This window comes from Mesorhizobium sp. B2-4-15 (genome assembly GCF_006658505.1).
Taxonomy (GTDB): Bacteria; Pseudomonadota; Alphaproteobacteria; order Rhizobiales; family Rhizobiaceae; genus Mesorhizobium.
Window position 1 is genome coordinate 202,588 of record NZ_VFUZ01000007.1, and the last position, 26,262, is coordinate 228,849.

Here is a 26,262-nt window from a genome sequence, read left to right on the forward strand (position 1 = left end):
ATGGACGATAGGGGGATCAATAAAGCGGCTCCTCGAACAGCGTCTTGTCGCCGTCCACCAGCGCCTTGATCTGTGCGCTGCCGCCAGCGGCTAGCGCAAGGCGTATCCCGAACGGCCGCACCCGCATGTCGTTCTGGATCGCCAGTCCCTCGCCTTCCGGCAGATAGAACCGTTCGATGCCGTAGTCGGGCGCGATCGTCGCTCCCTCGCTCCGCAGATCCCAGCCTTCGGCGACACGACCCGATATGTCCGCCTCGTCGGCAGCGGCCGGGGTCGGCGCCTTGCCGAACCAGGCGGTGGTCGGCGTCCAGTAGCCGTCGACGCCCTTCTTCAGGCGCACCACGATCGTCGTGTCGTCGCTGGAGATTTTGTCGGGCGGAATGTTGGCGATCATTTTCAACGGTATGCGCGAAATATCGTAGCCGAGGACGATGTAGTCGCCGCGCAGCAGGTCGCGCGGGTCGACTGGCTCGATCTTCAAGAGCACTTCCTTGCCGTTGCGCAGGATCGCCGCCCGGCCACCGATGATCCAGCTCAGGAAGCCAATCTGGACAAGCGCCAGCACCAGCGCCAAGATGACAAGTCTCCTTCCGGTCATCATGCCACGGCTCCCCTGGCCACCGGGGCCTTCATGCGCTTTTCGATGCGGAGGACAACGAGTGCGAGGATGCCTAGCAGCACGGCGGCCGCGAGGAAGAAACCGGCGGTGTCGAGCATCGATTGCAGGGTCACGACATAGATGATGGCGAGTTCGAAGGCGAAGCCGAGATAGGCAAGCCAGCGCAGGCCACGGCTCTCACGCCCCGCCAGCACGATAGCCGCGACGATGCCGGCGAGCGCCACGACCGAGGCGACGGCGAAACCGCTGTTGTAGGTGCTTTCATCGGCCAGTTCGAACTGGATGATGGCCAGCCCAGTGAGAAAGCCGAGCAGCGCGTGCAGGGGTAAGCGACCGCCGAGCCGCACGATCCTGTCGACCGGTTCCGGCGCAAAGACGGCGGTGGCGAACAGCACCACAGACACAATGACCAGGGGGATCGCCACCGGCAGCGTCGCGTGGTCCATGGCCAGCAGCACGAGATAGAAGAGCAACGATAGGAGGATCAGGTGGCGCGCGGCCTGGCTGCGGGTCCAGAACGAGACTGCGAACAGCACGGCCGCCATTGCAACGAAGGCATGCGGAAACGCGCTGCGATTGATATAGTCGAACTCCTTCAGGAACAGCCAGGCGTCGGCGATAGCGACCGCGGCGACGGTCAGCGGGTTTGACCGCAAGGCGACCGCCGCCAGTGCCGTGCCGGTGCCCCAGGTGATCAGCGCGGAAGCCTCGTTGCCGGACAAGTGATACATCTGCCCGATCAGGACGATCGAGCCCCCGAACGCGGCTGCCGCCACGATCCACAAGGCTTCGCCGGCCGCCGCATGGTCGCGCGTCTTCAGCACCGCGCCGCCGACATAGCCGCCAAGAATGACGGCAAAGAGCGCTGCCACCCGCGCCAGTCGCGGGATCGCGTCCCAGTTGGCGGCAACGAAAATCAGGATGGCCGCGCCGAACAGCAAGGCCGCCATCATCGCCACGATCGAGCCGAAGCTGAGCGAATTGCGCGTGTTGGCCTCGACGTCGCGCGCCAAAATATCGGCCGTCGAGGCATCGATCAGGCCGGCCTGCTGCCATCGTGCGATGTCCGACCTGACCCGTGTCGTATAGCCCGCCATATCCTCCCCCACTGCTTGGCCGGTTTTTCAGCCGAAGCTGCCAAACCGTTGACGTCACGGCACTTTCTGATTCTTGGCTTCTTTGTGTCAGGTCCGTGAAGGCGCGTTAATGTTGCATTGCACAATTTGCATTGCTGCCATGCAGCCATAGCGCTTTTAAATCGATGTGAGCCCGCCTATTTATGGTTCGTACACAAACGGAATGATCCGCAAGAAAGACGAAACGAGAACTACCATGAACCTGATCCGCAACTACCGCAACTGGCGCCGCTACCGGGACACCGTTTCCGAGCTGAGCCGCCTGAGCAACCGCGAACTGACCGACCTCGGCATCAGCCGCAGCGATATCCCTTACGTCGCTCGCAAGGCGGTCTAATCCTTCGGACCGCGAATGGTCCGAACCAGTTTTGAGAAGAGCATGACAATGAACCTGATCCGCAACTACCGTAACTGGCGCGTTTATCGCGAGACGGTTACCGAGCTGGGTCGCCTTTCGAACCGCCAGCTGCGTGATCTCGGTATCGTCCGCGACGAAATCAAGATCATCGCCCGCAAGGCGATCTAACCGACGAAATTTCGCCCAGGTCGACCTCCTCCCCGACCTCGACGAATACGGTCAGCCCTTATCCTCCTCCCGAGGGTTGACCACCAAAACGGCGCCCGCCGCACCTCCTCCCGCGGCGGGCGTTGTTTCCCCGGAGCACGAATTTTGCTCCAGAGGTTTCGCCCCTTTCCAAAAGGCGAAAGAGATTTCGTCAAAGCCGACCTCCTCCCCGGCGATGACGAATAGGCCCAACCTTCACCTCCTCCCGAGGGTTGGCCACCCAAACGGCGCCCGCCGCACCTCCTCCCGCGGCGGGCGTTGTTTCCCCGGAGCAAAACGAATTTTGCTCCAGAGGTTTCGCCCCTTTTCAAAAGGCGAAAGAGATTTCGTCAAAGCCGACCTCCTCCCCGGCGATGACGAATACGGTCGGCCTTCACCTCCTCCCGAGGGTCGACCCCCAAAACGACACCCGCCGGACCTCCTCCCCCGGCGGGTGTTGTTTTTTCTGGGTTGGTTTCTCCCTTGACCTTTCACTACCCTGCGCACGGCAATTGCAATCGCGGCATCAAGCGATTATTCCGGCGCTCATGAGCAAAAATCCCATCCATGTCATCGGCGGCGGTCTCGCCGGCTCCGAAGCCGCCTGGCAGGCGGCGCAGGCCGGCGTTCCCGTTGTGCTGCACGAAATGCGCCCTGTTCGCGGCACTGATGCGCACAAGACGGACGGGCTGGCCGAGCTCGTCTGTTCCAATTCCTTCCGCTCCGATGACGCCGAGAACAACGCCGTCGGTCTGCTGCACGCTGAAATGCGACTGGCCGGCTCCCTGATCATGAGCGCCGGCGACGCCAATCAAGTGCCGGCCGGCGGCGCATTGGCCGTCGACCGCGACGGGTTCTCCGATGCCGTGACGAAAAAGCTCGAGGCGCACCCGCTGATCACCATCCAGCGCGAGGAAGTGCCTGGCCTGCCGCCAGCGGACTGGGACCAGGCGATTATCGCCACCGGGCCGCTGACCGCGCCATCCCTGGCGCAGTCGATCGCGGAAGCGACCGGGGCCGATGCGCTCGCCTTCTTCGATGCCATCGCGCCGATCATCCACTTCGACACGATCGACATGGAGACCTGCTGGTTCCAGTCGCGCTACGACAAGGTCGGGCCAGGCGGCACCGGCAAGGACTACATCAATTGCCCAATGGACAAGGACCAATACCTCGCCTTCGTGCAGGCACTGGTCGACGGCCAGAAGACCGAATTCAAGCAATGGGAAGGCACGCCCTATTTCGACGGCTGCCTGCCGATCGAGATCATGGCCGAACGCGGCGTTGAGACGCTGCGCTACGGGCCGATGAAGCCGATGGGCCTGACCAACCAGCACAATCCGACGGTCAAGGCCTATGCGGTCGTCCAGCTCCGGCAGGACAATGCGCTGGCCACGCTCTACAACATGGTCGGATTCCAGACCAAGCTGAAGCACGCCGAACAGGTGCGCATCTTCCGCACCATTCCGGGCCTCGAAAACGCCGATTTCGCACGCCTGGGTGGCCTGCACCGCAACACCTACATCAATTCGCCGACCTTGCTCGACGGCTCGCTGCAGCTGAAGTCGCGGCCCGGCCTGCGCTTCGCCGGCCAGATTACCGGCTGCGAAGGCTATGTCGAAAGTGCCGCCATCGGCCTGCTGGCCGGCCGCTTCGCCGCCGCCGAGCGGCTCGGCCAAACACCGTCCCTGCCACCGCTTACCACGGCCTTCGGCGCCCTGCTCAACCACATCACCGGCGGCCATATCGTTTCCGACGACGAACCGGGAAAGCGTTCGTTTCAGCCGATGAACGTCAATTTCGGTCTGTTCCCGCCGGTCGAGGCGCCCAAAACCGAAGGCAAGCGGATGCGCGGGAAAGACAAGACCGTCGCCAAGCGCCACGCGATAACCTCGCGCGCGCTGGCCGATTGCAGGGAATGGCTGGGGTTACCGGCGCAAACGGAAGCCGCCGAAGCCGCGGAGTAATATCCCTATTCGGCCGGCTCCACACTTGCCGACGGCAGTCCCGGCTTGCCCGCCTCACCCGGATTGCGCCTGATATAAGCGGCCTTCAGGCTCTCCGAGGTGTCGCGCGAGCCGTCATGACTCCAGCCCGGCGGCTTGATCAGATAGTTGAGGCGGTCGCGCGGCGTCAGCCCGGGCGAAAGCGCATCCTTGAACATGCCGATCCACTCGTGAAAAGCCACCTTCAGCGGGTTGAAGGTGCCGATGTTCTTGACGATGCCGTAGCGCGGCCGGTCCTCTTCCATCTCCTCGACAAAGGTGCCGAACATGCGGTCCCAGATGATCAGCGTGCCGGCATAGTTGGCGTCGAGATAGCGCGGGTTGGTGGCGTGGTGGACGCGGTGGTGTGACGGTGTGTTGAAGACGAATTCGAACCAGCCCCACATCTTGCCGATCGTTTCGGTATGGATCCAGAACTGCCAGACAAGGTTGAAGCCGAAGGTGAAGGCAATCACCGCCGGATGGAAACCGAGCAGCACCAGCGGCGCCTGCAACACGAACATGAAGGTGAACAGGCCGGTCCAGCTTTGTCTCAGCGCCGTCGACAGATTGTAGTGTTGGCTCGAGTGATGGTTGACATGCTCGGCCCACACCCAGCGGACCCGGTGCGCAATGCGGTGATAGACGTAGTAGCGCAGATCATCGAGCAGGAAGGCTGCCAGGAATACCCAGACAGACAGGCCGAGATTAAAGACGCGGAATTGCCACAGCCACAGCAGCGCCCAGTAGGAGACGACCCCGAGCAGCAACCCGGCGACGACATTGCCGGTGCCCATCATCAGGCTGGTCAGCGTGTCGCGCGTCTCGAACGAGCCGCTGGCGCGACCGGTGCGCACGAGCCAGAGCTCGATCAGGATCGCGGCGACGAAGAACGGAATGGCCAGTTGGGTGACCTGCGGAAAATCGTAACTCTCCATCACGCGGCCTCCCAGACGGAATGTAGGTGCTGCGGCCCAAGGGTATTCAGCAGGGCCTGAGCATCGGCGGCGCTGGCAAAACGGAAGCGCCCGCCCTTCCAGGTGAAATCCGCCAGCCGGAGCAGAACTGTATTCGCCTCGTCGACGCGCGACATTTTCACATCCAGAGGCGTGACAACCCGCGTCAAAAAGCAGTCACCGATGCCGTGGACGATGCCTATGCGTCCTCGCCCAAGGTCCAGAAATGCGGTCTTGGCGTCAGCCGTGAGCCGGACGCTCGCGGCCGCCTCGTCGGGAAAATCCTCCGCGAAGCGGCTCAGTGCCTGATCCGCGCCGGATAGCGTTGCCGTCTTGCTGCCGCCGGTGAAATGCACGGCGGCAACCGACAGCGCAATGCCCAGGACGACGATCGCGACCAGCACAGGCAAACTCATGGATTTCCTCCGGGCCGGCCTGCTGTCTTCGGCGACAGTTCTCGGCTGGGCCGACTCCTTAACACGGTTGACGTTTACGTCAAAGTGCCGGCCAGCCCCTGCTCGCGCGCCGCAACAGCAACCAATGCCGGCGCAAGGCGGACAGCCGCACGACGCCATCAAGCGATGAATGGCGCGAACCCTCCATCTTGTCGAGATAGGCACGCGACAGGACCAGGGGCAGAAAGGCCGGGCGCAACGACACCGGCAGCGCCGCGGCGCCCTGTTCGAAGGCGGAAAGGTGTTCGCGCGCCAGCGCTCTCATCGCCGTCACGGCGCGCTGTGCACCTGGCCCGCCATCGCCGGCAACAAATTCCTCAGGCGACGATCCCGCCGCCGCCAGGATGTCGACCGGGATGAAACACTGCCCGCGCTTGCGGTGCAGCGGCAACAGAAGCAGCAGGCCGGTCATTGCTTGCGCGCAGCCTGCCCTGCCCGCCAGTTCGGCAAACCGGGGCGCCTCGTCGGGATCAAGCACCATCGCCGCAAGCTGGATCAGCGCCGCGGCCGTCTCGCCGCAATAGCCTTCGAGGTCGGTGCGCGACGGCATCGGATCGTCGTAGAGGTCGAATATGCGGGCTTCGAGCATGTTCTCGAAGGCCAGTTTCGGTAGGTTGAACGCGGCAATGGTAGCGTTCAAGGCTTCGGCGACGGGGTGACCGGCGCCAGCCTCGGCGCCGGCGGCTATGACATCGCGCCACCATTGCAGCCGCACCTCACCGGGCAACGGCTCGTGGATGCGGTCGCGTATGCCCGCAATCTCGGCATTGAAGGCATAAAGCGAAACCAGCGCGTCGCGCTTGTCGGCAGGCGCATAGAGCGCGCTGAGATAGCGGTCGCGGTCGGCGGCGCGCACCGCGCTCATGACGATCTCAGTGTTTTGCGGCATGTCAGTCGACGGCGATGAGCGCGGCGGCCACGGCGCGGTCCTCGGCCAGAAGCACATTGTAGGTCCGCACCGCTGCCCCCGTCGACATCGCATCGGACGCGATACCTGCCTCTTTCAGCGTAGCGCGCAGCGGCGCCGGCAATGGCCGGAGATCCCTGCCCATGCCGATCAGCAGGATCTCGATCTTGTCCGCTTCAGCCAGAAGCTTGTGGAAATCCGCCATCGTCAGCGCCAGGGGGTCCGCCGGCTCCCAGCCGTGGATGCCGGATGGCAGGCACAGCAGCGAGCCGCGATGCGACATGTCGGCAAAGCGAAACCCGCCATTGCCGTAGGCTTCGATCGGCGCGCGGCCGGGGAAATGCGCCTCGCGGATGACGATGCCTTTGCCGGTCACCATTCTGTCACCCCTTCGGGGCCGCGCGTCAGGTCGCGACCGCCTTGCCGCCGCTGACCGGCTTCTCCTCGTCGGCCGAAGCCTGCGGCCGCAGCTTGAACAGGATCAGCAGCGGTGCGGCAATGAAGATCGACGAATAGGTGCCGAAGACAACGCCGAACAGCATCGCCAAGGTGAACGAGCGGATCACCTCGCCGCCGAACAGCACCAGCGCGAGCAGCGCCAAGCTGGTCGTCACAGAGGTCAACGTCGTTCTCGACAGCGTCTCGTTGATGGCGTTGTTCAATAGCTGCGGCAACGGCATCTTCTTGTATTTTCGCAGATCTTCTCGAACGCGGTCGTAGACCACGATCGTGTCGTTCAACGAATAGCCGATGATGGTCAGGATCGCCGCCAGTGATGATTGATTGAACTCCAGCCCGGAGATGACGAAGAAGCCGATCGTCATGACCACGTCGTGTACGGTCGCGACGATAGCGCCGACCGCGAACTGCCATTCGAACCGGAACCAGACATAGACCAGGATGCCGACCAGCGCGACCAGCATCGCGATCGTGCCTTGCTTTGCGAGTTCGCCCGATACGGTCGGCCCGACGACCTCGACGCGACGGAAGTCGTAGTTGTCTTGCAGCTCGCCGCGAACCTTGTCGATCACCGTCTGCTCGGCGTTTTCGCCGCCGCCCTGGGTGCCGACGCGGATCAGGACGTCGTTGGGAGCGCCGAACTGCTGCACCTGCACTTCGCCGATGTTGAGCTCCGACAGTCTGCTGCGGATATCGCCGAGATTGGCGTCACCGCTCTTGGACTGCACCTCGATCAGCGAGCCGCCCTTGAAGTCGATGCCGTAATTGATGTCGACGGTAAAGAACAGCACGACCGACAGGATCGACAGCGCACTCGACAATGCGAACGTCCACCGTCGGATGCCCATGAAAGGGATCTTCGTGCCGGGCGGAATGAAGGTCACCGGCGCCCGAGGCAGTTCCTTCGGCCGGGCGCGGCGCAGCCAGATCGACACCAGCATTCGGGTGAAGGTGAACGCGGTGAACACCGTGGTCAGGATGCCGATGGCATAGGTGATGGCAAAGCCCTTGACGGGCCCGGTGCCGAGATAGAACAGCACCACCGTTGCGATGAGCGATGTGACGTTGGAATCGACGATCGTCGCCAGCGCCTTGGAGAACCCGGTATCGATCGCCTGGATCACCGAGCGCCCGTTGCGTCGCTCCTCTCGGATACGTTCGTAGATCAGCACGTTGGAATCGACCGCCATGCCGATGGTGAGCACGATACCGGCGATACCGGGCAAGGTCAGCGTCGCGCCGAGCAGCGACAGCAGCCCGACAATCATCGCCACGTGCACCGCCAACGCGATGTTGGCGAGAAAGCCGAGGAACCCGTAGGCGACGAACATGAAGGCAACGACGAGGATCGAACCGATGACGCCCGCGATCTTGCCGGCATGAATCGAATCCTGGCCGAGGCCCGGACCCACGGTGCGTTCTTCGATGACCGTCAACGTCGCCGGCAACGCACCGGCGCGCAGAAGCACGGCCAGGTCATTGGCGCTCTGGGCGGTGAAATTGCCGGAGATCTGGCCGGTTCCGCCAAGGATCGGTTCGCGGATCTGCGGCGCCGAAATCACCTGGTTGTCAAGGATGATGGCGAACAGCTTGCCCACATTCTGCGCGGTGGCCTGGCCGAACCGGGCAGCACCCTTCGAATCAAAGCGGAACGACACCACCGGCTCGTTGTTCTGCGAATTGTAAGTCGCCTGCGCGTCGACGAGGTTTTCACCCGATACGATGACGCGGTTCTCTATCAGGTAGGGAACTGGCGGATCGTCCTGCGAATAGAGCACCGAATCGCCGGCCGGCGGGCGCCCCTTGAGCGCGTCCTGCACCGGCATCGACTGGTCGACCATCTGGAAGGTCAACTTCGCGGTCTGGCCGAGGATTTCCTTCAGCCGCTGCGGATCCTGCAGGCCAGGCACCTGCACAAGGATGCGATCCTCGCCTTGCCGCTGCACGATTGGCTCGGTCGTGCCAAGTTCGTTGACGCGACGTCCGACCACCTCGATCGACTGCGCCAATGCGGTCGACGTGCGATATTTGATGCCGGCGTCGGTGACGGTGAACTTCAGCAGGCCGGGCTCGGAATCATCCAGCGACATTTCCTGGATGGAACCGCCGGAAAACAGGCCAGCGGCAACCGGATCGGTCAGCGACTTCAATGCCTTCTTGGCGGCATCGAGTTGGGCCGGGTCCGTGATGCGGACCTGCAGGGTCCGCCCCGTTCCACCAAGGCCGGTGTAGCCGATCTTGGCATCGCGCAGCAGCGTGCGGATTTCATCGCGCGCCGTCTCGAGCCGATCCTTGATCAGGTCGTTCTGATTCATCTCGAGCAGGATGTGCGAGCCGCCCTGCAGGTCGAGGCCAAGTGTCATCTGCCGCTTCGGCACCCAGCTGGGAAGCTGGGCCAATGTGCTTGCGGGGATGAGATTGGGCGCGGCGAGGACCACTGTGGCGGCCACGGCCAGCCAGATCAGGATCATCTTGAAGCGCGAAAAATAGAGCATATGGCGTCGTCCGTCCGAGCGTACCCGCGGATCACTCCGCCTGGAATTGGATTATTTCTTGGCGTTCTGGTTGGCTACCGGCTCGCCCTTGACGCGCACGTCGGCAATCGTCGAGCGCAGCGCCGTCACCTTGGTGCCACCGCCAAGGTCGATCTCGAGTTCATTGTCGTCGATCACCTTCGTCACCTTGCCGACGAAACCGCCGCCGGTGACGACCGTGTCGCCGCGACGGACCGCCGCCAGCATCTCGCCGCGCTTCTTCAGCTGCGTGCGCTGCGGGCGGATGATCAGAAAATACATGATTACGAAAATCAGGACAAACGGCAAAATGCTGATGAGCATATCGGGAGAGGCGCCGCCAATGCCTTGGGCGTATGCCGGTGTCACGAACATCAAGGTACTCCTGAATTTTGAAAAACGGCCGCCAAACCGAATGCAGTGAAAATTTGGCGGCCCCGCGAAATTTGGCCGGAATATAGTCGGTAAAGTTGTCAATGCAACTGCGCGGCCGGGCAAATCGGCTGCTTTTCCGGCCTGTTTGGCCGTGTTAGAGCAGGATCGCGAAAAGCGCGAGCCGGTTTTCGGAAAACATCACGCTCGAACAAAAGGTTGGAGCCGGTTTCGAACCCGACGGAATCGAACGGGTCCCACCTGCCCGCCCCAAAGAGACGAACCAAGAAGACCCGAAATGACCGACAGCACCATCGACGCCCTCAACGAGAAACTTGACCGCCTGATCGAGGCTGTCGGCCGCCTCGCCCCACCGCCAGTGCCTGAAACCGGCCTTGGCGAGGCCGATTGTTTCGTCTGGCAGGCCGATCCCGGCTATCTGGAGCCGGTGCGCAAGGTCAACCGCGTCGACATCGGCCTGATCCGTGGTGTCGATCGCGTCCGCGACATCCTTGTCGACAACACCGAACGCTTCGCCGCCGGCTTTGCTGCCAACAACGTGCTGTTGTGGGGCGCTCGCGGCATGGGCAAATCGTCGCTGGTCAAGGCCGTGCATGCCGAGATCAACGCCAAGGCCAAGTCCGACCTGCCGCTGAAGCTGATCGAAATCCACCGCGAGGACATCGACACGCTGCCGAAGTTGATGGGTTTGCTGAAAGCCGCTCCCTTCCGCTTCATCCTGTTTTGCGACGACCTGTCCTTCGACCACGACGACACGTCCTACAAGTCATTGAAGGCGGCGCTCGAAGGCGGCGTCGAGGGCCGCCCGGCCAATATCATCTTCTACGCCACCTCGAACCGCCGCCACCTGCTGCCGCGCGACATGATCGACAATGAGCGCTCGACCGCCATCAACCCGTCCGAAGCGGTCGAGGAGAAGGTCTCGCTGTCCGATCGTTTCGGCCTTTGGCTCGGCTTCCACAAATGCTCGCAGGACGAATATCTCGATATGATCAACGGCTATGCCAGCCATCATGGCCTCGACATCGACCCCGAGCAGCTTCGCGCCGAGGCACTGGAATGGGCAACGACGCGCGGCAGCCGCTCGGGCCGTGTCGCCTGGCAGTTCATCCAGGACCTGGCGGGCCGGCTCGGCAAGCCATTGAAGGATTGATCCATGTCGCCCAGGCGGGCTCGGTCTCGCGACCACGACATGCACGGAAACAAAGACTTAAACCAAGAAACCAACTGAAAGAGCCCGCTCCTTGCGGAACGGGCTGAGCCGGCGGGCCGGACTGGAGGTCAGACGGCCCGCAAATCGCTTTTTTTATTCTATTCGAGATAAGTCGAGGGATCGACCGGCGCCGAGTTCTTGCGCACCTCGAAGTGCAGCTTCGGCGCGTCCGTCGTGCCGCTCATGCCCGAGAGTGCGATTTCCTGGCCGCGCTTGACCTTCTGGCCGCGCTGCACCTCGATCGAGCTGGCATGGCCGTAGACGGTGACCAGACCGTTCTCGTGGCGCACCAGGACCGTATTGCCGAATTCCTTGAGTCCATCGCCGGCATAGATGACGACGCCGTTCTCGGCCGCTTTGATCGGCGTTCCCGTGGGCACGGCGATGTCGACGCCGTCCCTGCCGGATCCGAAGCCGGAGATCACCCGGCCGCGCACCGGCCAGCGCATCTTGCCGATGCCCGTGGCATCCGGCGCCACCGCCTCGTCGTCCTCGGCCTGCTGGATGACCTTCGCATCCTTCTTCGGCGGCGTGTAGGATGCCAGCGTTTCCGAGGGTGTGGCCTTTGCGGCGGGCTGCGTGGTGGCCGTGGTCACCGGGTCGACCTTGGCCGGCTTTGCGCTGGCGACTGTCGCGGTTCCACCGGCCGGCACTTTCAGGGTCTGGCCGATCTTGAGCAAGCCATCCTTCATGCCGTTGGCCTGCTTCAGGGCAACGACGCCAACGCCGGTCTTCCTGGCAATCGAGGACATCGTGTCGCCGGACTGGACCGTATAGGTGCCGGCGGCGCCGCCAGCCTTGGCCACCTGCGCTGGCTTGGGCTCCTTGGGCTGGCTTGTGGCGGCCGACGCATCGACCTGAGCCGCGGACTTGCCCTCCTTGAGCTTCGGCTGCTGCGGCAGAACGGCGACCTTGTCCGGCGCGGTGGCCGGCAGGTCGTGCTTGCCGTCCTTGGCCGGCTTTGCATCGGCGACCTTCGATTCAGCCTTGCTCGAATAGGCATAGGCCGGGATGACGATCTTCTGACCGGTCTTCAGCCCCTTGGTCGGGCTCAGGCCATTCACCTTCATGATGACCTCGGCCGGCACCTTGTAGTGCGCCGCCAGGCCGGAAATGGTTTCGCCGTCCCGGACGACGATCTCGGTCGCGTGCGGCGTGCCGGCCTGGGCCATCTTCGGCTCGTCGGGCTGGGCATTCTTGAACGGCTTTGCGGCCGGCGCGACGGTGCCGGTTGTCGTCCTGTCGACATGGGGAGCGGGCCGAGACAGGGCCGGCGCCGATGCGACACGCACCGGATTGGCGGCGGGCGCGAGCGCCGGAGCGGCCTGGGCTGAAACCGGCGGCGGCAACGGCCGGCTCGAAACCGGTTCAAGGCTGGAGCGGGCGACCGATTGCGTGTGGCTGCCGTCGAGCGGGGCTGCCGAGACGTCGCCCGGATAGGGCTGTACGGCATCCTGCTTGTTGATGATCGCGCGCTGATTGTTGGTCGAGGAAGTGAAAACGTCGTCGACACTGTTGAACCGCGAAGCCTGGGAACTGCATCCGGCCGCCGCGCCCGCAATCATGAGAACAGCGCAGCCCCGCGCCAGATTGCGACTGTTTGCCTTCAAAACATTGAGTTGCATCGCACTAACCCGCACAAACTCTGCACCAACTGGTCAGGATTAAAGCGCGTTAATGTTACTGGTCAGTTAACCCCATGGAATCCGAGATAAATTTTCTTAAAATATTTGAGGATGGCCGGTCGTGCACTTCGGCAGGCTGAACCCACCCGGATGGCGGGCGGCGCCTGACGAAAAGCTACATCACCGCTGCCAGGCTGCGCAGGATCGGCTGCAGGCGCACAAGGCCGATATCCTCGCGCTCGAAACGGCTGCCGACCTTGGTCAGCTTGGCCAGCACCTGCTCGCCCTCCTCCGGGCCGATCGGTGCGATGACAATGCCGCCGCTCGACAATTGGTCGAGCAGAAAGCGCGGCAGGCTGTCGAAAGCCGCCCAGGCGACGATGCGATCGAACGGTCCTTCAGCGGGCAAACCGGCGGAACCGTCGGCCTGGCGCGCAATGGCGTTGCTGATGCCGAGCGCCTCGAAGCGCTGTTTTGCCTGTTCGGTCAGGGTCTTGTAGCGATCTATGGTAATGATGCGCGCGGCAAGCCGCGACATCACCGCAGCGGTGTAGCCCGAGCCGGTGCCGATCTCGAGCACACGATTGCTGGGCTCGATGGCTAGTGCCGCGATCACCGCCGCCTGCATGTCGGCGCCTTCGATCGCCTCGCCGCATTCGATCGGCAACATTCGGTCTGACCAGGCGATCTGGTGGAAGTGGGGCGCCAGGAAACCGCGCCGTGGTGTCGCCTCGAAAGCCGCGATCAGCGCCTTCGGCACGGTCCCCCTGCCGCGCAGGCGCAGCAGGAAAGCGGCGAAGCCTTCGCGATCGTCGATGCCATGGTTCATGCAAGCGCCTTGCTCAGCTGGTCACGAATCTCATGCGCGGTGAGGTCGAGCTGCAACGGCGTCACGGACACCAGACGGTTGCGCAGGGCAAAAAGGTCGGTGCCCTGCTTGCCCTCTACCGGCTCACGGCCGAAGCGCAGCCAATAGTAAGGCAGGCCGCGCCCGTCGCGGCGTTCGTCGACCCAGAGGCTGTGCACCAGCTTGCCCTGCGTGGTGACCACGGTGCCGGCGACTTCCTCGGGAAGGCAGTTTGGAAAATTGACATTGAGCAGCACGCCGTCGGGCAGCGGCGTCGCGACGAGCTTCTTCAGCAGCGCCGGCGCCAGCGCCTCGGTGGTCTCGTAAGGAACAACGCGGTCCTCGCCGACATAGCTGTAGCCCTGGCTGAGAGCGATCGACCTGATGCCGAGCAGCGCGCCTTCCATGGCGCCGGCGACGGTCCCCGAATAAGTGACGTCGTCGGCGATGTTGGCGCCCGAATTGATGCCGGACAGGATCAGGTCGGGTGCACCGGGCAGGATCTTCTTCACGCCCATGATGACGCAATCGGTCGGCGTGCCCCGTACGGCAAAGTGCTTTTCGCCGATCTTGCGCAACCGCAGCGGCTCCGAGATCGACAGCGAATGCGCATAACCGGACTGGTCCTGCTCCGGCGCCACCACCCAGACATCGTCGGACAGCGTACGGGCGACGCGCTCGAGCGATGCCAGCCCCTCGGCATGAATGCCGTCGTCGTTGGTCAGGAGAATGCGCATTATTTCGATTCGATCTTTTCCAGGCCACCCATGTAAGGCCGCAGCACTTCAGGAATGGTTACGCTGCCATCTTCATTCTGGTAGTTCTCGATGACAGCTATGAGAGCGCGGCCGACAGCTGTGCCCGAACCGTTGAGCGTATGGACGAAGCGGTTGCCCTTGCCTTCCTTGTCCTTGTAGCGGGCGTCCATGCGGCGCGCCTGGAAATCGCCGCAGACCGAGCAGGACGAAATTTCGCGGTACGCATTCTGGCCGGGCAGCCAGACCTCGATGTCATAGGTCTTGCGCGCGCCAAAACCCATGTCGCCGGTGCACAGGACCATGGTGCGGAACGGCAGTTCCAGCCGCTTCAGCACTTCCTCGGCGCATTGCGTCATCCGTTCATGCTCGGCCAGCGACGATTCCTGGTCGGTGATCGATACAAGCTCGACCTTGTAGAACTGGTGCTGGCGCAGCATGCCGCGCGTGTCGCGCCCGGCCGAGCCCGCTTCAGACCGGAAGCACGGCGTCAGCGCGGTGTAGCGCAGCGGCAGCTTTTCATGCGCGGTGATTTCCTCGCGCACAAGGTTGGTGAGCGGCACCTCGGCGGTGGGGATGAGGCCAAGCCTGCTCTCTCCGTGCGGCGTGAAGAACAGATCCTCCTCGAATTTCGGCAATTGGTTGGTGCCGAAAAGCACCTCGTCGCGCACCATCAGCGGCGGGATCACTTCCTCATAGCCGTGCTCGGTCGTATGCAGGTCGAGCATGAACTGGCCGATCGCCCGTTCCATCCGCGCCAGGCCGCTCTTGAGCACGGTGAAGCGCGAGCCTGAAAGCCTGGCCGCCCGCTCGAAATCCATCATGCCGAGCGCTTCGCCGATCTCGAAATGCTCCTTCACCCAGTTCGGTCGCGCCGGTATCTTGCCGACGACATGCCTGACGACATTGTCGTGCTCGTCCTTGCCGACAGGCACATCATCAAGCGGCACATTGGGCAGCACCGCCAGCGCATCATTGAGCGCCTTGTCGAGCTCACGCTCGCGCGCCTCGCCGTTCTGGATGAAGGTCTTGATCTCGCCGACTTCCGCTTTCAGTTTTTCGGCAAGGGCGGCATCGCCCGAACGCATGGCGTTGCCGATCTCCTTCGAGGCGGCGTTGCGGCGCTCCTGCTTGATCTGCAGCTCGGTCACATGTTCGCGCCGCGCCTCGTCCCTGGCGATCAACCCATCGACAGTGGATTGCGCCTCGCCCGCCGGCCACGAGCGCTTGGTGAGCGCCTCGACAAGGGCTTTCGGGTTGTCGCGAATCCATTTGATGTCAAGCATGGTTTATCCGTCCTCAGGTAGCATGTCGCCCAAAAGTGCGCAGCGGTTTTGGGACAACGACATGCAAATCAAAAACTGAAACGCATCGCCTTGATGGCGATGCGTTTCAGTTTGAGGGGCGTAAACCGCATCCTTGATCGATGCAAGATGAGGCTGGGCGGCGGTTGTCGTTTTCCGCCGCTGTCTCGGGCCTAGCTGCGTGCGTTACGAAGCTGCCGGCGCTGGAGGTTCGTCAGGGGTCTTGTCCGCGACGGTTTCGCCTGCCTCCTGCTTCTCGCGCGCCATGCGCTCGCGCTCCTGGCTGCGTTCGATCAGCCGGGACGACCAGATGGCGACCTCGTAGAGCAGGATGGTCGGGATGGCGAGACCGATCTGGCTCATCGGATCGGGCGGTGTCAGCACGGCGGCGACGACGAAGGCGATGACGATCGCCCATTTGCGCTTCTCGGCAAGCGCCTTGGACGACAGCATGCCGACGCGTGTCATCAGGCTGGTCACCACCGGCAGCTGGAACACCAGGCCGAAGGAGAAAATCAGCGTCATGATCAGGCTGAGATATTCCGACACTTTCGGCAGCAGCGAAATCTGGACCTGCTCGTCCGTGCCGGTCTGCTGCATGGCGAGGAAGAACCACATCACCATCGGCGTGAAGAAGAAATAGACCAGCGAAGCGCCCATCAGGAACAGGACGGGCGATGCGATCAGGAACGGCAGGAAGGCGTTGCGCTCGTTCTTGTAGAGGCCGGGCGCGATGAATTTGTAGATCTGCGTGGCGATCAGCGGAAAAGCGATGACCATGCCGCCGAACATGGCGAGCTTGACCTGGGTGAAGAAGAATTCCTGCGGCGCGGTGTAGATCAGCTCGACCTTGTGCGGATCGAGCCCCGCCCATTTCGTCGCCCATTTGAACGGGACGACCAGCAGGTTGAACAGCCGCTTGGCGAAGAAGAAGCACACCAGGAAGGCAACGAAGAAACCCCCGAGCGACCAGATCAGCCGGCGGCGCAACTCGATGAGATGCTCGATCAACGGCGCCGACGATTTTTCGATCTCGTCTTTTTCCTTGTCCGAAACGCTCACTTGGCGGCTCCCGCCGTCTTCCTGGTCACCGGCTTCGCCGGAGCAGGCTTCGGTTCGGCTTTCGCCCCAGCCTTTGCCGCAGTCACCTTGGCAGCAGGCGCCTTTGCAGCAGTCGTCTTTGCAGCTGTCGTCTTGGCAGCGGCGGGCTTCGTCGCGGCGGCCTCAGGCTTTGCCGCCGTCACGGGCTTTGCCGACGCCTTGGGCGCTGGTGCGGCTTTTGCCGTCACCGCCTTCGCGGGTGTCGAGGCCTTCGACGGCCCTTTTGCCTCCGGCGCCGTCCTGGCGGCCTTCTTTGCCGCAGGTGCCTTCGGCGCCACGGGAGGTTCCGTGGATGCCGGCACCACCGAAGCATCGGTCATTGCCGGGAAAATCGGCGTTGCCGGCGCGGCATCTGGCGCGTTGACACCAGGCATTTCCGTCGCACCGTTCTTCAACGGCTCGGCCGCCTGCGGTGCCGAGGCGGCAGGTGTCGCCGGATCAGCGGCAGGCTTCGGCTTCATCGCCGCGTCGACGCCGGCGCGCACGTCGGCCGCCGCCTGCTCGAACGGATTGAGCTGCTTGCGGATCTCTGCAACCGGGCTGAGGCCCCTGAGCTCGTCGACCGATTTCTTGACCTCGTCGAGCTCGGCTTCCTTCAGCGCCTCGTTGAACTGTTTCTGGAAGTCGGCCGCCATGGTGCGCAGCTTCGCCGTCGTGCGGCCGAAGGTGCGCAGCATGTTGGGCAAATCCTTCGGCCCGACGACCACGATCATGACGATCGCGATCACCAGCATTTCGGTCCAGCCGACTTCAAACATGGCTATCAGTTCCGACTAGTGCTTGTCGCCCAAAAGTGCGAAGCGGTTTTGGGATAACGACATGCACAAAGCAACACCGTTGGCTCAGCTCTTGCTGACTTTTTCCTTGGCTGCCGAAACGGTTTCGTCGGCGCGGTGCTCGACGGTGCGCTTGTCGTCGGCAACGTCGTCGTCGGCCATGCCCTTCTTGAAGCTCTTGATGCCCTTGGCCATGTCTCCCATCAGCTCCGGAATCTTGCCGCGGCCGAACACCAGAAGCACGATGACCAGCACGATCATCCAGTGCCAAATCGAAAATGAACCCATAGCAAATCTCTCTCGAATGTTTTCCCTGGCGATGATCTATGCGTTTTCGCGTTGGGATTCAAACACAACCGCGACAGAGTTTATGAAAGGGTGACGGATGTCACGCATTTTCAGCGAAGCGGCCCGCTACCAAACGGCGCATGTAAAGCCGGAAAGCAGCTTTTGATAGGCGCCCTTGGTCAATCTTCCGTGACGCGCGGCGTCAGCAGGCCGAGCTCCTCGAGATCGATGTCGGTCAACGGATCCTCGTCCTCGCTCAGTACGTCGGGGTCGGCCGGCGGCAGCGGGATCGAGAAATTCGACGGCATGCGGCCCGAAAGCAGGCCGGCGCCCTTCAATTCCTCCATGCCGGGAAGATCACGGATTTCCTCGAGCGCAAAATGGTCAAGGAAGGTTTCGGTGGTACCATAAGTGACGGGACGGCCAGGCGTTTTGCGGCGGCCGCGCATACGCACCCATTCCGTCTCCAGCAGCGTGTCGAGTGTGCCTTTCGAGGTTTCGACACCACGGATGTCCTCGATCTCGGCGCGCGTCACCGGCTGGTGATAGGCAATGATCGCCAGCACTTCGAGCGCGGCCCGCGACAGCTTGCGCTGCTGCACCGTGTCGCGGCTCATCAGGAAGGCAAGATCGCCGGCGGTGCGGAACGCCCAGGCATCGCCGACCCGGACCAGATTGACGCCGCGCCGGGCGTAGATCTGCTGCAATTCCACCATCGCAAGCGCGGTGTTGATGCCATCTGGAAGGCGTGCGGCAAGCTGCTTTTCGCTGACCGGTTCGGCACTGGCGAAGACGATCGCCTCGGCCATGCGCATGGCCTCGGCCATATGCAGGCGCTCGGCCGGATTCTGTTCCGGATTCTGGGCTGAAGCCTGGTCGAGTTCGCCCTCTTCCTGCTCGTCGTCCACCTTGAAGGGGATAACCGAAGCGTTGGCGCGTTCGCTCATGATGCCACCTCGACTGGCTCGATTGTCTGTGCGCGGTGGTCGCGCAGATAGATCGGTGCGAACACCTGGTCCTGCCGCATGTCCATCTTGCGCTCGCGCACCAGCTCCAGTGTCGCCGCGAATGAGCTGGCGATCGCCGTGCGCCGCTCTTCCGGGCTGGTCAGATATTGGATGAGGAAGCTGTCGAGCGCCGTCCAGTCCCGCAGCGAGCCGGTCAGCCGCGTCAGGATATCGCGGGCGTCCTTGAGCGACCAGACGCCGCGCCTGGCGATCGTCACATTGGTGATCGCCTGCTTCTGCCGTTGCTGCGCGTAAGCGGTCAGAAGGTCGTAGAGCGAGGCCGAATAAGAGTTGCGCTTTTCGATGATGACCATTTCCGGCATGCCGCGCGCGAACACGTCGCGGCCGAGCCGGTTGCGGTTGACGAGACGCGCCGCCGCGTCGCGCATGGCCTCGAGCCGCTTCAGCCGGAATTGCAGCACCGCCGCCAGCTCCTCGCCGCTTTCACCCTCCTCGCCCGGCTGCTTGGGGATCAAAAGCTTCGACTTCAGGAACGCCAGCCACGCCGCCATCACCAGATAGTCGGCGGCAAGCTCGAGGCGCAGCGCCCTCGCCGTCTCGACAAAGGCCAGATATTGCTCAGCCAGCGCCAGGATGGAAATGCGCGCCAGGTCGACTTTCTGGTTGCGGGCAAGATGCAGCAACAGATCGAGCGGACCTTCGAACCCGGCGACGTCAACCACCAGCGACGGATCGCCGGTCAGCCTTGAATCGTCATTCTCGGCCCACAGGCGGTCCATCGGTGCGGCCTTCGGGGCCTTGCTCTCCAATGTTTCCGCCACAGTCCTTCCACTTCCTCTTGGTCAGGCCACCGCATCGAAATAGGTGGCGAATTCAGCGCGTATCTCGGTTTCCTCGGCCGTGTCGCTTTTGCTGATATAGGTCATCGCCCGCTCTGCGCGCTCCAGCGACTTGCCTTCAAGCCCCCTGGTGCGCGACGCGATGCCCGCCATCTCCTCGAATACGCCGTTGCAGTGAAGGACCAGATCGCAGCCCGCCGCAAGGATCGAGGCCGCCTTTGTCGGGAAATCCCCAGAAAGTGCCTTCATCGAGGTGTCGTCGCTCATCAGGAGCCCGTCAAAGCCAATGTCGCGGCGAATGATCTCGTCGATGACCTTGCCGGACGTCGTCGCCGGATTCTTGGGATCGATCGCGCTGTAGACGACATGCGCGGTCATCGCCATCGGCAGATGGTTAAGCTCCCTGAACGGGGCGAAATCATGCCGCTGCAGGTCGCTGAGCGAGGCGTCGACCGTGGGCAACTCGAAGTGCGTGTCGGCAAAGGCCCGGCCATGGCCCGGAATGTGTTTCATGACGGGCAGCACGCCGCCAGATATCAGGCCTTCGGCCGCGGCGCGGCCGAGTTCGATGACCGCGCGCGGCTCCTTGCCATAGGCGCGCGCGCCGATGACGTCGCTGGCGCCTTCGATCGGCACGTCGAGCACCGGCAGGCAATCCGCCGTGATGCCGTAGCGCAGCAGGTCAAAGGCGTGCAGGCGCGCCATCAGCCAGGCAGCACGGGCGCCGGCGTCGTGATCGTCACGCCACAGCGCGCCAAGCGCCCCGCCCGCCGGATAGTTTGGCGCCAGCGGTGGCCGAAGGCGTTGCACCCTGCCGCCTTCCTGATCGATGAACACCAGCGCATCCGGACGCCCGATGCAGTCGCGCATCTCGGCGACCAGATCGCGGATCTGCTCGGTCTCGCCAATGTTGCGGGCAAACAGGATGAAGGCCCATGGGCATTCATTGCGATAGAAATTGATTTCTTCGCGGGTGAGCGACTTCCCGGCACAGCCGAGGATCATGGATTTTGATTCGGTCATGACTGGAGTCTAGGGCTTCGCGCGGTCAAAGGGAATCATCTCGGCTCACAGGCCGCGTCCGCAAGATACGCTCCCACACGAAAAAGACGGGCACATGAAAAGCCGGGCGCATAAGGGCCGCCTCTACGAAAACCGGCGCGGCCTTGGGGCCGCGCCGGTTTTTGAATGGTTGATCGGCGTCTAACGCGACACGAAGCAGTTGCCGCCGGCTGCCTTGTAGCTGGTGCACAAACTGATGGCATCGTTGCGCGACTGAGCCGGAACGCGGACGCGGTAGAATGTGCCTTTGCCTGCGATCTCGGCCTTGACGATGTTGGCGGTGCGGCCGGAAAGCACGCTGCCGTAGCGGCGTTGCAGATCCTGGTAGGTCGACTGCGCGCTTTCCACGGTCGGCTGCGAAGCGATCTGCATCGACCACGAACCGCCGGTCGCCGCCGTTGCCGGATCGATGGAAGCGACCTGATCGGGCTTGACCTCGCCAACGACATCGACCGGCTGGTCGGACGGACGCTGCGGCGCCACCGGAACCTTGGCCGGCGTGTTGGCCGACTGCGCCTTCGCCGGCGGCTTGGCTGCCGGCTTGAGCGCGGGCTCGTCCGCCTGGGCGGCGGCAGTCGCCACGGTACCGGTCTGGTCGGCATCGGCCTGGCCCGAAGGGGCGACATGCTGGGGCGCCGGATCGGCCGGTTCAGTGGCGGCCACCTGCGGTTCGGCCGGTGCCGGATCCTCGCGCGGCACCAGCGAGCCGTCTGACTTGACCACCATGGTCCTCACCTTGCGCGGCGCAACGGCGACGACGTCGGTGTTGGTGCCCTTGTCGGTATCCTGCAGCACCTGCGCGATGCGATCCTCGGACTTGGGCGCCGGTGCCGCATTGTCGGCCGGCGCGCTGGCGGCCGGTGCTGCATTGGCGGTCGCGACGGCATTGGAGGTCGGGGCGGCACTGCCGTCGCCCGTCGCGCCAGCGGCAGCACTCTGGTCAGACGAAAGATCGACGGCACGGGCCGGGTCCTTCGCCTGCACATCCACAGGTTGCTCGGTGTTGGTGACAAGCTTCTGCTGCACCGGCGTGGCGGGCTTGGCACCCTTGAGCACCGCGTCATAGACCTTGTTGTCCTGGTTCGGCACCACAGTGCCGCCCGGATTTTCCGGCTTGATCTTGATCGGCGAATTGTCGGCCTTCACGATCACAGGAGCCTCGCTGCCGCCCTTGCCGCCGAGAGACAGGGCAAAGGCACCAAGACCGCCTGCAACCGCCACCGCACCCACGATCGCAGCGATGAACAGGCCGCGCCGGCCCGACGGCTTGGCCGCTTCCCGCTCGCCGAGCCCCGGAACGGACATGGCCTCGTCCAGTTCGGGATCGTAGTCGAGTTCATCGACGGTAAAATCGTCCGCCTGCGAGACCGGCTGGCTGCCGGGCAGGCTGTCGAGGTCGAAGCCGTCGGTGGCATTGGCGTAGCCTGTGGTCGCCGCCGCGCGGGCGGGCATTTCGGCCGGCCGCGCCACATAGGTCCGCGCTTCCGGCTGATAGGCCGGCTTGGGCTCGTATCCCTGATTGAGCGCATATCCCGGATTGGGCTCCCCATATCCCGGATTGGGCTCCCCATATCCCGGATTGAGCCCCTCATATCCCGGATTGAGGCCCTCATATCCCGGATTGGGCCCCCCATATCCCGGATTGAAACCCGCATTGTAGGATTCATCCGCATGGGACGCGCTGCTTGCGGCAGCAGCGGGAGCCGGCGCGACGTCCACCGAATTCATTTCCGTCAGAAGGCTGGCGAACTCGGCGTCAAGATCGTCATAGCCGGATGCCGCCGGTTCATCTTCCTCGAAATGCAGCTCCGGAATGTCGAGATCGTCAGCCAGCGCCACGACGCGCTCCGGCACGTCGACCGTCTCGACATCAGGCATCTCTTCGTAGCGGGAGGACTGGCGCGGCTGCGGCGCGGATACCGGCGCCGCATAAGGGGCGGCCGCAACGGGCTCGTACGGATGGTACGGCGGCACCGCCGCCAATTCCGGTGCCACGGCCCCGGTAGCCATCGAAGCGGCTGGCTGCGCGGCAAATGCCTGCTGCTGGGGAACCGGTGTCACGCGGCTCCACGAACGGGCCGGTTCCGCCGGTGCGGAGCGTTCCGCCAGCCAATCGGGAGAATCAGCCTGATCCTGCCGGGAGACTGCTCCGTCACGCGCATCCAGGCTCTTGGCGAAGGCGGCGTCGAACGCATCATTGTCGATATCGACATCGACTTGATCAGCATCAGTGGCATGCGAGCCAATATCCTGGCCCTGAAGCTCATCGAGCGGCAGATTGTCGAGATCGGCATCGGCGGCCTGTGCAGCATCGGAGTGATGCATTTCCTCTTCGGATGCCGGTTCGTCGAGATCCCAGTCGAGTTCGCCAACAAGATCGGCGGGCTCCTCGATGGTCTTCGCGGCCGCGACAGGCGACTGAACGGGAATAGGGGCCGGTTGAGCCGCGACGGGCTCGGCCATGGCCGGCTCCTTGGCAGACGGCAGCGCGCGCGCGCTCATGGCGCCCAGAAGCGCGTTCAACTCGTCCTCGAGGCTCCGTTCATCGGCCATGGGGGCTTGCACCGGCGCGGCCATATTGGCAACCGGGGCTGCCATCGTCGCCGGTTCAACCGCAGCAGCCGCCATCTCGGCGGCGGGCTCTTCGGCAGGCTCGGCAAACGCGTCATCAAGGTCTAGGTCGAAAGCATCATCCGACACGGGTTCGGGGCTTGGGATCTCGCCCTTCGTGTCCTCGGCATGGGCGAGCACTTCGTCCGCTTCCGCCTCATCAAAAACCACCGGCTCGTCCGCCTGAATGTCAAAATCCGCGTCGACATCGGCCATGGCGTCGTCGAAGTGGCCCGCGAAAGCCTCATCGGAGACCGCCTGGGCCTCATTCGCGGCGGTCTGCGCCGGCTCTGGGTATTCGACGGCAGCCGCGTGGTGCTGATCCGCCGAATGGTCGTCAAGCATCAGCTCGTCTTCGAGCGACATCGCGACCGCATCGTCGAACTGATGATCCGAGGCCGGCTCCTCAGCCACCGGCACTTCGGCAACAGCGTGCTGGGTCTCGGCGGCCTCATCGACATGGAAGTCCCGGTCCAGTGACGCGGCAAGCTCGTCCTCCATCGGCAGATCGTCCTCGTAGGGCGAAACGCCTTCGAGCGAACTGGCGACGGCATTGTCGAAATCGGCGTCGAAGGCAGGCTCGACGGGTGGCGCTGGGTCGGCAGCACCGGCATTCGCATGGCTGGCGACGACTGCCTGGTCATCGACATCGGCCATGTCCAGGTGGAAATCGTCGTCGAGCGAAAGGGCAAGATCGTCGTCCGCCGCATGGTCGTCCGCCGCATGGATGGCCGCCGTTTCGAATGCCGGCTTATGAACCTCGACAATGGGAGCGACGACGCTGTCGCCAGCGTCGAACTCGCCCATCAGTTCCTTTTCGAGATCGATATCGAAATCGTCCTCTTGCACTGACGGACCCGCGACAGTGGCCTGTGACTGGACCGGCGCCTGCGGCTTGACCGGCTGGCGTGGGTCGAATCCCATGATCCTGGTCAGCTCCGCGAACGGATCATCGTCCGCGATGTCGTTGTTGTCGGCTATTCTCAGCTGGGTTCTGTCTGCCATTATTGTTCCCGAACTCGCACTCAGTCGGACGCCATGGACGTCGCGCAGGGTTGGCCCTTACCAGCGCAATGTGGGCAAAAGGTGACAGGTTTTTTAGTTAAACCTAACGCATTTCGGTGGGCGCGGCGGCTCCGATCAGCGTCAGGCCGGACGTCAAAACGTCCGATACAGCCTGCACCAGCCCTAGTCTGGCATGCGTCAATTCTCGGTCGTTAACCTTAACAAAACGTAAGTCCGGATTATCCGTGCCACGGTTCCAGTGGCCGTGGAAACTGGAAGCCAGATCATAGAGATAAAATGCCAGTCGATGCGGCTCGAGCGCAAGTGCCGCGGACTCGATCAGGCGCGGATATTCGGCGAGCTTGCGGATCAGGCCGATCTCGCCTTCGTCGGTCAACGACGTCACAGCGGCAGCCAGGCTCTTGCGGTCGAAATTCGCCTCGCCCAATTGCTCGCTCGCCTGCCGGAACACCGAATGGCAGCGCGCCGAGGCGTACTGGACATAAAACACCGGATTGTCCTTCGACTGCTCCGTCACCTTGGCGAAGTCGAAATCAAGCGGCGCATCGTTCTTGCGGTAAAGCATCATGAAGCGGATCGGGTCGCGCCCGACTTCTTCAACCACCTCGCGCAACGTCACGAAGTCGCCGGACCGCTTCGACATGCGGACCGGCTCGCCATCGCGAAACAGCTTGACCAGGTTGCACAAAAGCACGGTGAGTTTGACGTCGTCGCCGGCAATTGCCCGCGCCAGCGCTTCCAGCCGCTTGACGTAGCCGCCATGGTCGGCGCCAAGCACATAGATCAGGTCGACAAAGCCGCGATCGACCTTGTCCTTCAGATACGCCACGTCGGCGGCGAAATAGGTGAAGGCGCCATCGGACTTGACCAGCGCCCGGTCCATGTCGTCGCCCACGGCGGTCGAACGGAACAGCGTCTGTTCGCGGTCTTCCCAGTCGTCCGGCTTCTCACCCTTGGGCGGCGGCAGCTTGCCCTTGTAGATGTGGCCCTTTAGCGTCAGGTCGTTGATCGCCGAGCGGATCTTCTTGGCATTGTCGGCATGCAGCGTGCGCTCGGAGAAGAACACGTCGTGGTGCACGTTGAGCAGCGCCAGATCCTCGCGGATCATCGCCATCATCGCATCGATGGTGCGGTCCTTGACGATGGCCAGTGCCTCGTCATCGGGCATCTGCAGCAAGGAGCGGCCAAACTCCCGGACCAAAGCCTCGCCGACCGGGACGAGATAGTCCCCGGGGTAAAGTCCGGCCGGAATCTCGCCGACGTCCTCGCCGAGCGCCTCGCGGTAGCGCAGCATTGCCGAACGGCCCAATACATCGATCTGCGAGCCGGCATCGTTGATGACATATTCCTTGGTCACGTCGTAGCCGGCGAACGCCATCAGATTGGCGAGCGCGTCACCGACAACCGCGCCCCGGCAATGGCCGACATGCATCGGCCCCGTCGGATTGGCCGAGACATATTCGACATTGGTTTTCCGGGCAGCCCCGATCGTCGAGCGGCCATAGTTGCGGCCCTCGCCGAGAAGCGCCGACAGATGAGCCTGCCAGAAGCCGTCCTTGAGCCGGAGATTGACGAAGCCCGGGCCCGCGACCTCGGCGGCGGCGACATCCTTGTCGGCCCGCAGCGCCTCCGCCAGTTTCTCGGCCAATGCGCGCGGGTTCTGGCCGGTTGGCTTGGCCAGCACCATCGCGGCATTGGTCGCGAGATCGCCATGGCTGGCGTCGCGCGGTGGTTCGACGGCAATGCGCGACAGGTCGGGCGAAACGCCGCCCTTATCTTTCAGATCGAGCGCTTCGACAGCCTTTATGACTCGCGCGGTGAAATCGGCGAAGATGTTCATGGGTATTGCTCTGGCGGCTTTATGGCGAATCCGGCTCGTTG

The 26,262-nt window shown here is 63.3% G+C and carries 24 protein-coding genes; 4 read left to right on the plus strand and 20 right to left on the minus strand.

The genetic code is table 11. The features are described 5' to 3' along the window. Nucleotides 1–16: 16 nt before the first annotated feature. Both FJ930_RS11295 and FJ930_RS11300 read right to left on the minus strand, forming a co-directional pair. A complete protein-coding gene (locus FJ930_RS11295) occupies nucleotides 17–601 on the minus strand; it encodes a GDYXXLXY domain-containing protein (protein ID WP_141837595.1) in 585 nt (194 codons plus the stop codon). Next, nucleotides 598–1,716, minus strand: a complete 1,119-nt coding sequence (locus FJ930_RS11300; protein ID WP_141837597.1) for a DUF2157 domain-containing protein — start codon at nucleotides 1,714–1,716, stop codon at nucleotides 598–600. Before FJ930_RS11300 ends, FJ930_RS11295 begins: the two co-directional genes overlap by 4 nt. Before the next feature lie 235 nt (nucleotides 1,717–1,951). Here FJ930_RS11300 and FJ930_RS11305 point away from each other — a divergent pair, with 235 nt between their 5' ends. From FJ930_RS11305 to trmFO, 3 genes are all read left to right on the plus strand, one after another. Next, nucleotides 1,952–2,092: a DUF1127 domain-containing protein gene (locus FJ930_RS11305; protein ID WP_013531315.1), complete on the plus strand. Its 141-nt coding sequence runs from the start codon at nucleotides 1,952–1,954 to the stop codon at nucleotides 2,090–2,092. 48 nt (nucleotides 2,093–2,140) lie between these two features. Then, nucleotides 2,141–2,281 (plus strand): DUF1127 domain-containing protein, encoded by a 141-nt coding sequence (locus tag FJ930_RS11310; protein ID WP_141837682.1) that lies wholly within the window; start codon nucleotides 2,141–2,143, stop codon nucleotides 2,279–2,281. A 566-nt stretch (nucleotides 2,282–2,847) separates the two neighbouring features. Continuing rightward, nucleotides 2,848–4,266, plus strand: a complete 1,419-nt coding sequence (trmFO, locus tag FJ930_RS11315) for a methylenetetrahydrofolate--tRNA-(uracil(54)-C(5))-methyltransferase (FADH(2)-oxidizing) TrmFO (protein WP_141837599.1) — start codon at nucleotides 2,848–2,850, stop codon at nucleotides 4,264–4,266. 5 nt (nucleotides 4,267–4,271) lie between these two features. Here the strand turns inward: trmFO and FJ930_RS11320 are convergent, their stop codons facing one another. The 6 genes from FJ930_RS11320 to yajC all read right to left on the minus strand — a co-directional run bounded on the left by FJ930_RS11320 (nucleotide 4,272) and on the right by yajC (nucleotide 9,949). Then, nucleotides 4,272–5,222, minus strand: a complete 951-nt coding sequence (locus FJ930_RS11320; protein WP_181763343.1) for a sterol desaturase family protein — start codon at nucleotides 5,220–5,222, stop codon at nucleotides 4,272–4,274. Beyond that, nucleotides 5,222–5,656: a hypothetical protein gene (locus tag FJ930_RS11325; protein WP_141837604.1), complete on the minus strand. Its 435-nt coding sequence runs from the start codon at nucleotides 5,654–5,656 to the stop codon at nucleotides 5,222–5,224. Before FJ930_RS11325 ends, FJ930_RS11320 begins: the two co-directional genes overlap by 1 nt. A 79-nt stretch (nucleotides 5,657–5,735) precedes the next feature. Beyond that, nucleotides 5,736–6,584: a phytoene/squalene synthase family protein gene (locus tag FJ930_RS11330; protein ID WP_181763344.1), complete on the minus strand. Its 849-nt coding sequence runs from the start codon at nucleotides 6,582–6,584 to the stop codon at nucleotides 5,736–5,738. 1 nt (nucleotide 6,585) lies between these two features. Further along, the gene (locus tag FJ930_RS11335; RefSeq protein WP_181763345.1) at nucleotides 6,586–6,981 is read right to left on the minus strand and encodes an Mth938-like domain-containing protein; all 396 of its coding nucleotides are present in this window, start codon (nucleotides 6,979–6,981) and stop codon (nucleotides 6,586–6,588) included. A 25-nt stretch (nucleotides 6,982–7,006) separates the two neighbouring features. Then, nucleotides 7,007–9,556 (minus strand): protein translocase subunit SecDF, encoded by a 2,550-nt coding sequence (secDF, locus tag FJ930_RS11340; protein ID WP_140741087.1) that lies wholly within the window; start codon nucleotides 9,554–9,556, stop codon nucleotides 7,007–7,009. A gap of 51 nt (nucleotides 9,557–9,607) precedes the next feature. After that, a complete protein-coding gene (yajC, locus tag FJ930_RS11345; protein ID WP_027043763.1) occupies nucleotides 9,608–9,949 on the minus strand; it encodes a preprotein translocase subunit YajC in 342 nt (113 codons plus the stop codon). A 295-nt stretch (nucleotides 9,950–10,244) separates the two neighbouring features. Between yajC and FJ930_RS11350 the strand changes: the two genes are divergently transcribed. Next, on the plus strand, nucleotides 10,245–11,120 hold the full coding sequence (locus tag FJ930_RS11350) for an ATP-binding protein (RefSeq protein WP_140741085.1): 876 nt from the start codon (nucleotides 10,245–10,247) through the stop codon (nucleotides 11,118–11,120). Between the two features lie 158 nt (nucleotides 11,121–11,278). Here FJ930_RS11350 and FJ930_RS11355 read toward each other — a convergent pair whose 3' ends face one another. The 12 genes from FJ930_RS11355 to argS form a co-directional block, all read right to left on the minus strand. Further along, nucleotides 11,279–12,805, minus strand: a complete 1,527-nt coding sequence (locus FJ930_RS11355; protein WP_140741083.1) for a peptidoglycan DD-metalloendopeptidase family protein — start codon at nucleotides 12,803–12,805, stop codon at nucleotides 11,279–11,281. Nucleotides 12,806–12,980: 175 nt separating this feature from the next. After that, nucleotides 12,981–13,634, minus strand: a complete 654-nt coding sequence (locus tag FJ930_RS11360; protein WP_140741081.1) for a protein-L-isoaspartate(D-aspartate) O-methyltransferase — start codon at nucleotides 13,632–13,634, stop codon at nucleotides 12,981–12,983. Next, entirely contained in the window at nucleotides 13,631–14,389 is a 759-nt protein-coding gene (gene surE / locus FJ930_RS11365) for a 5'/3'-nucleotidase SurE (RefSeq protein ID WP_127281111.1), read from the minus strand. The genes FJ930_RS11360 and surE overlap by 4 nt, the downstream gene beginning before the upstream one ends. Further along, nucleotides 14,389–15,693 (minus strand): serine--tRNA ligase, encoded by a 1,305-nt coding sequence (serS, locus tag FJ930_RS11370; RefSeq protein WP_141837608.1) that lies wholly within the window; start codon nucleotides 15,691–15,693, stop codon nucleotides 14,389–14,391. Before serS ends, surE begins: the two co-directional genes overlap by 1 nt. 204 nt (nucleotides 15,694–15,897) lie before the next feature. Beyond that, nucleotides 15,898–16,773: a twin-arginine translocase subunit TatC gene (gene tatC, locus FJ930_RS11375; protein ID WP_140741077.1), complete on the minus strand. Its 876-nt coding sequence runs from the start codon at nucleotides 16,771–16,773 to the stop codon at nucleotides 15,898–15,900. Beyond that, nucleotides 16,770–17,570: a Sec-independent protein translocase protein TatB gene (gene tatB, locus FJ930_RS11380; protein WP_141837610.1), complete on the minus strand. Its 801-nt coding sequence runs from the start codon at nucleotides 17,568–17,570 to the stop codon at nucleotides 16,770–16,772. The genes tatC and tatB overlap by 4 nt, the downstream gene beginning before the upstream one ends. Nucleotides 17,571–17,654: 84 nt before the next feature. Next, on the minus strand, nucleotides 17,655–17,876 hold the full coding sequence (locus tag FJ930_RS11385; protein ID WP_140607559.1) for a twin-arginine translocase TatA/TatE family subunit: 222 nt from the start codon (nucleotides 17,874–17,876) through the stop codon (nucleotides 17,655–17,657). 179 nt (nucleotides 17,877–18,055) lie between these two features. Continuing rightward, a complete protein-coding gene (scpB, locus tag FJ930_RS11390) occupies nucleotides 18,056–18,823 on the minus strand; it encodes an SMC-Scp complex subunit ScpB (protein WP_141837612.1) in 768 nt (255 codons plus the stop codon). Then, nucleotides 18,820–19,623, minus strand: a complete 804-nt coding sequence (locus tag FJ930_RS11395) for a ScpA family protein (protein ID WP_140741282.1) — start codon at nucleotides 19,621–19,623, stop codon at nucleotides 18,820–18,822. The genes scpB and FJ930_RS11395 overlap by 4 nt, the downstream gene beginning before the upstream one ends. A 63-nt stretch (nucleotides 19,624–19,686) precedes the next feature. After that, nucleotides 19,687–20,706 carry a beta-N-acetylhexosaminidase gene (nagZ, locus tag FJ930_RS11400; protein ID WP_141837614.1) on the minus strand — a complete coding sequence of 340 codons (1,020 nt, stop codon included), beginning with the start codon at nucleotides 20,704–20,706 and terminating at the stop codon, nucleotides 19,687–19,689. Nucleotides 20,707–20,886: 180 nt separating this feature from the next. Further along, nucleotides 20,887–24,360: an SPOR domain-containing protein gene (locus FJ930_RS11405; protein WP_141837616.1), complete on the minus strand. Its 3,474-nt coding sequence runs from the start codon at nucleotides 24,358–24,360 to the stop codon at nucleotides 20,887–20,889. A 103-nt stretch (nucleotides 24,361–24,463) separates the two neighbouring features. Beyond that, on the minus strand, nucleotides 24,464–26,221 hold the full coding sequence (gene argS / locus FJ930_RS11410; RefSeq protein WP_141837618.1) for an arginine--tRNA ligase: 1,758 nt from the start codon (nucleotides 26,219–26,221) through the stop codon (nucleotides 24,464–24,466). Nucleotides 26,222–26,262 lie beyond the last annotated feature (41 nt).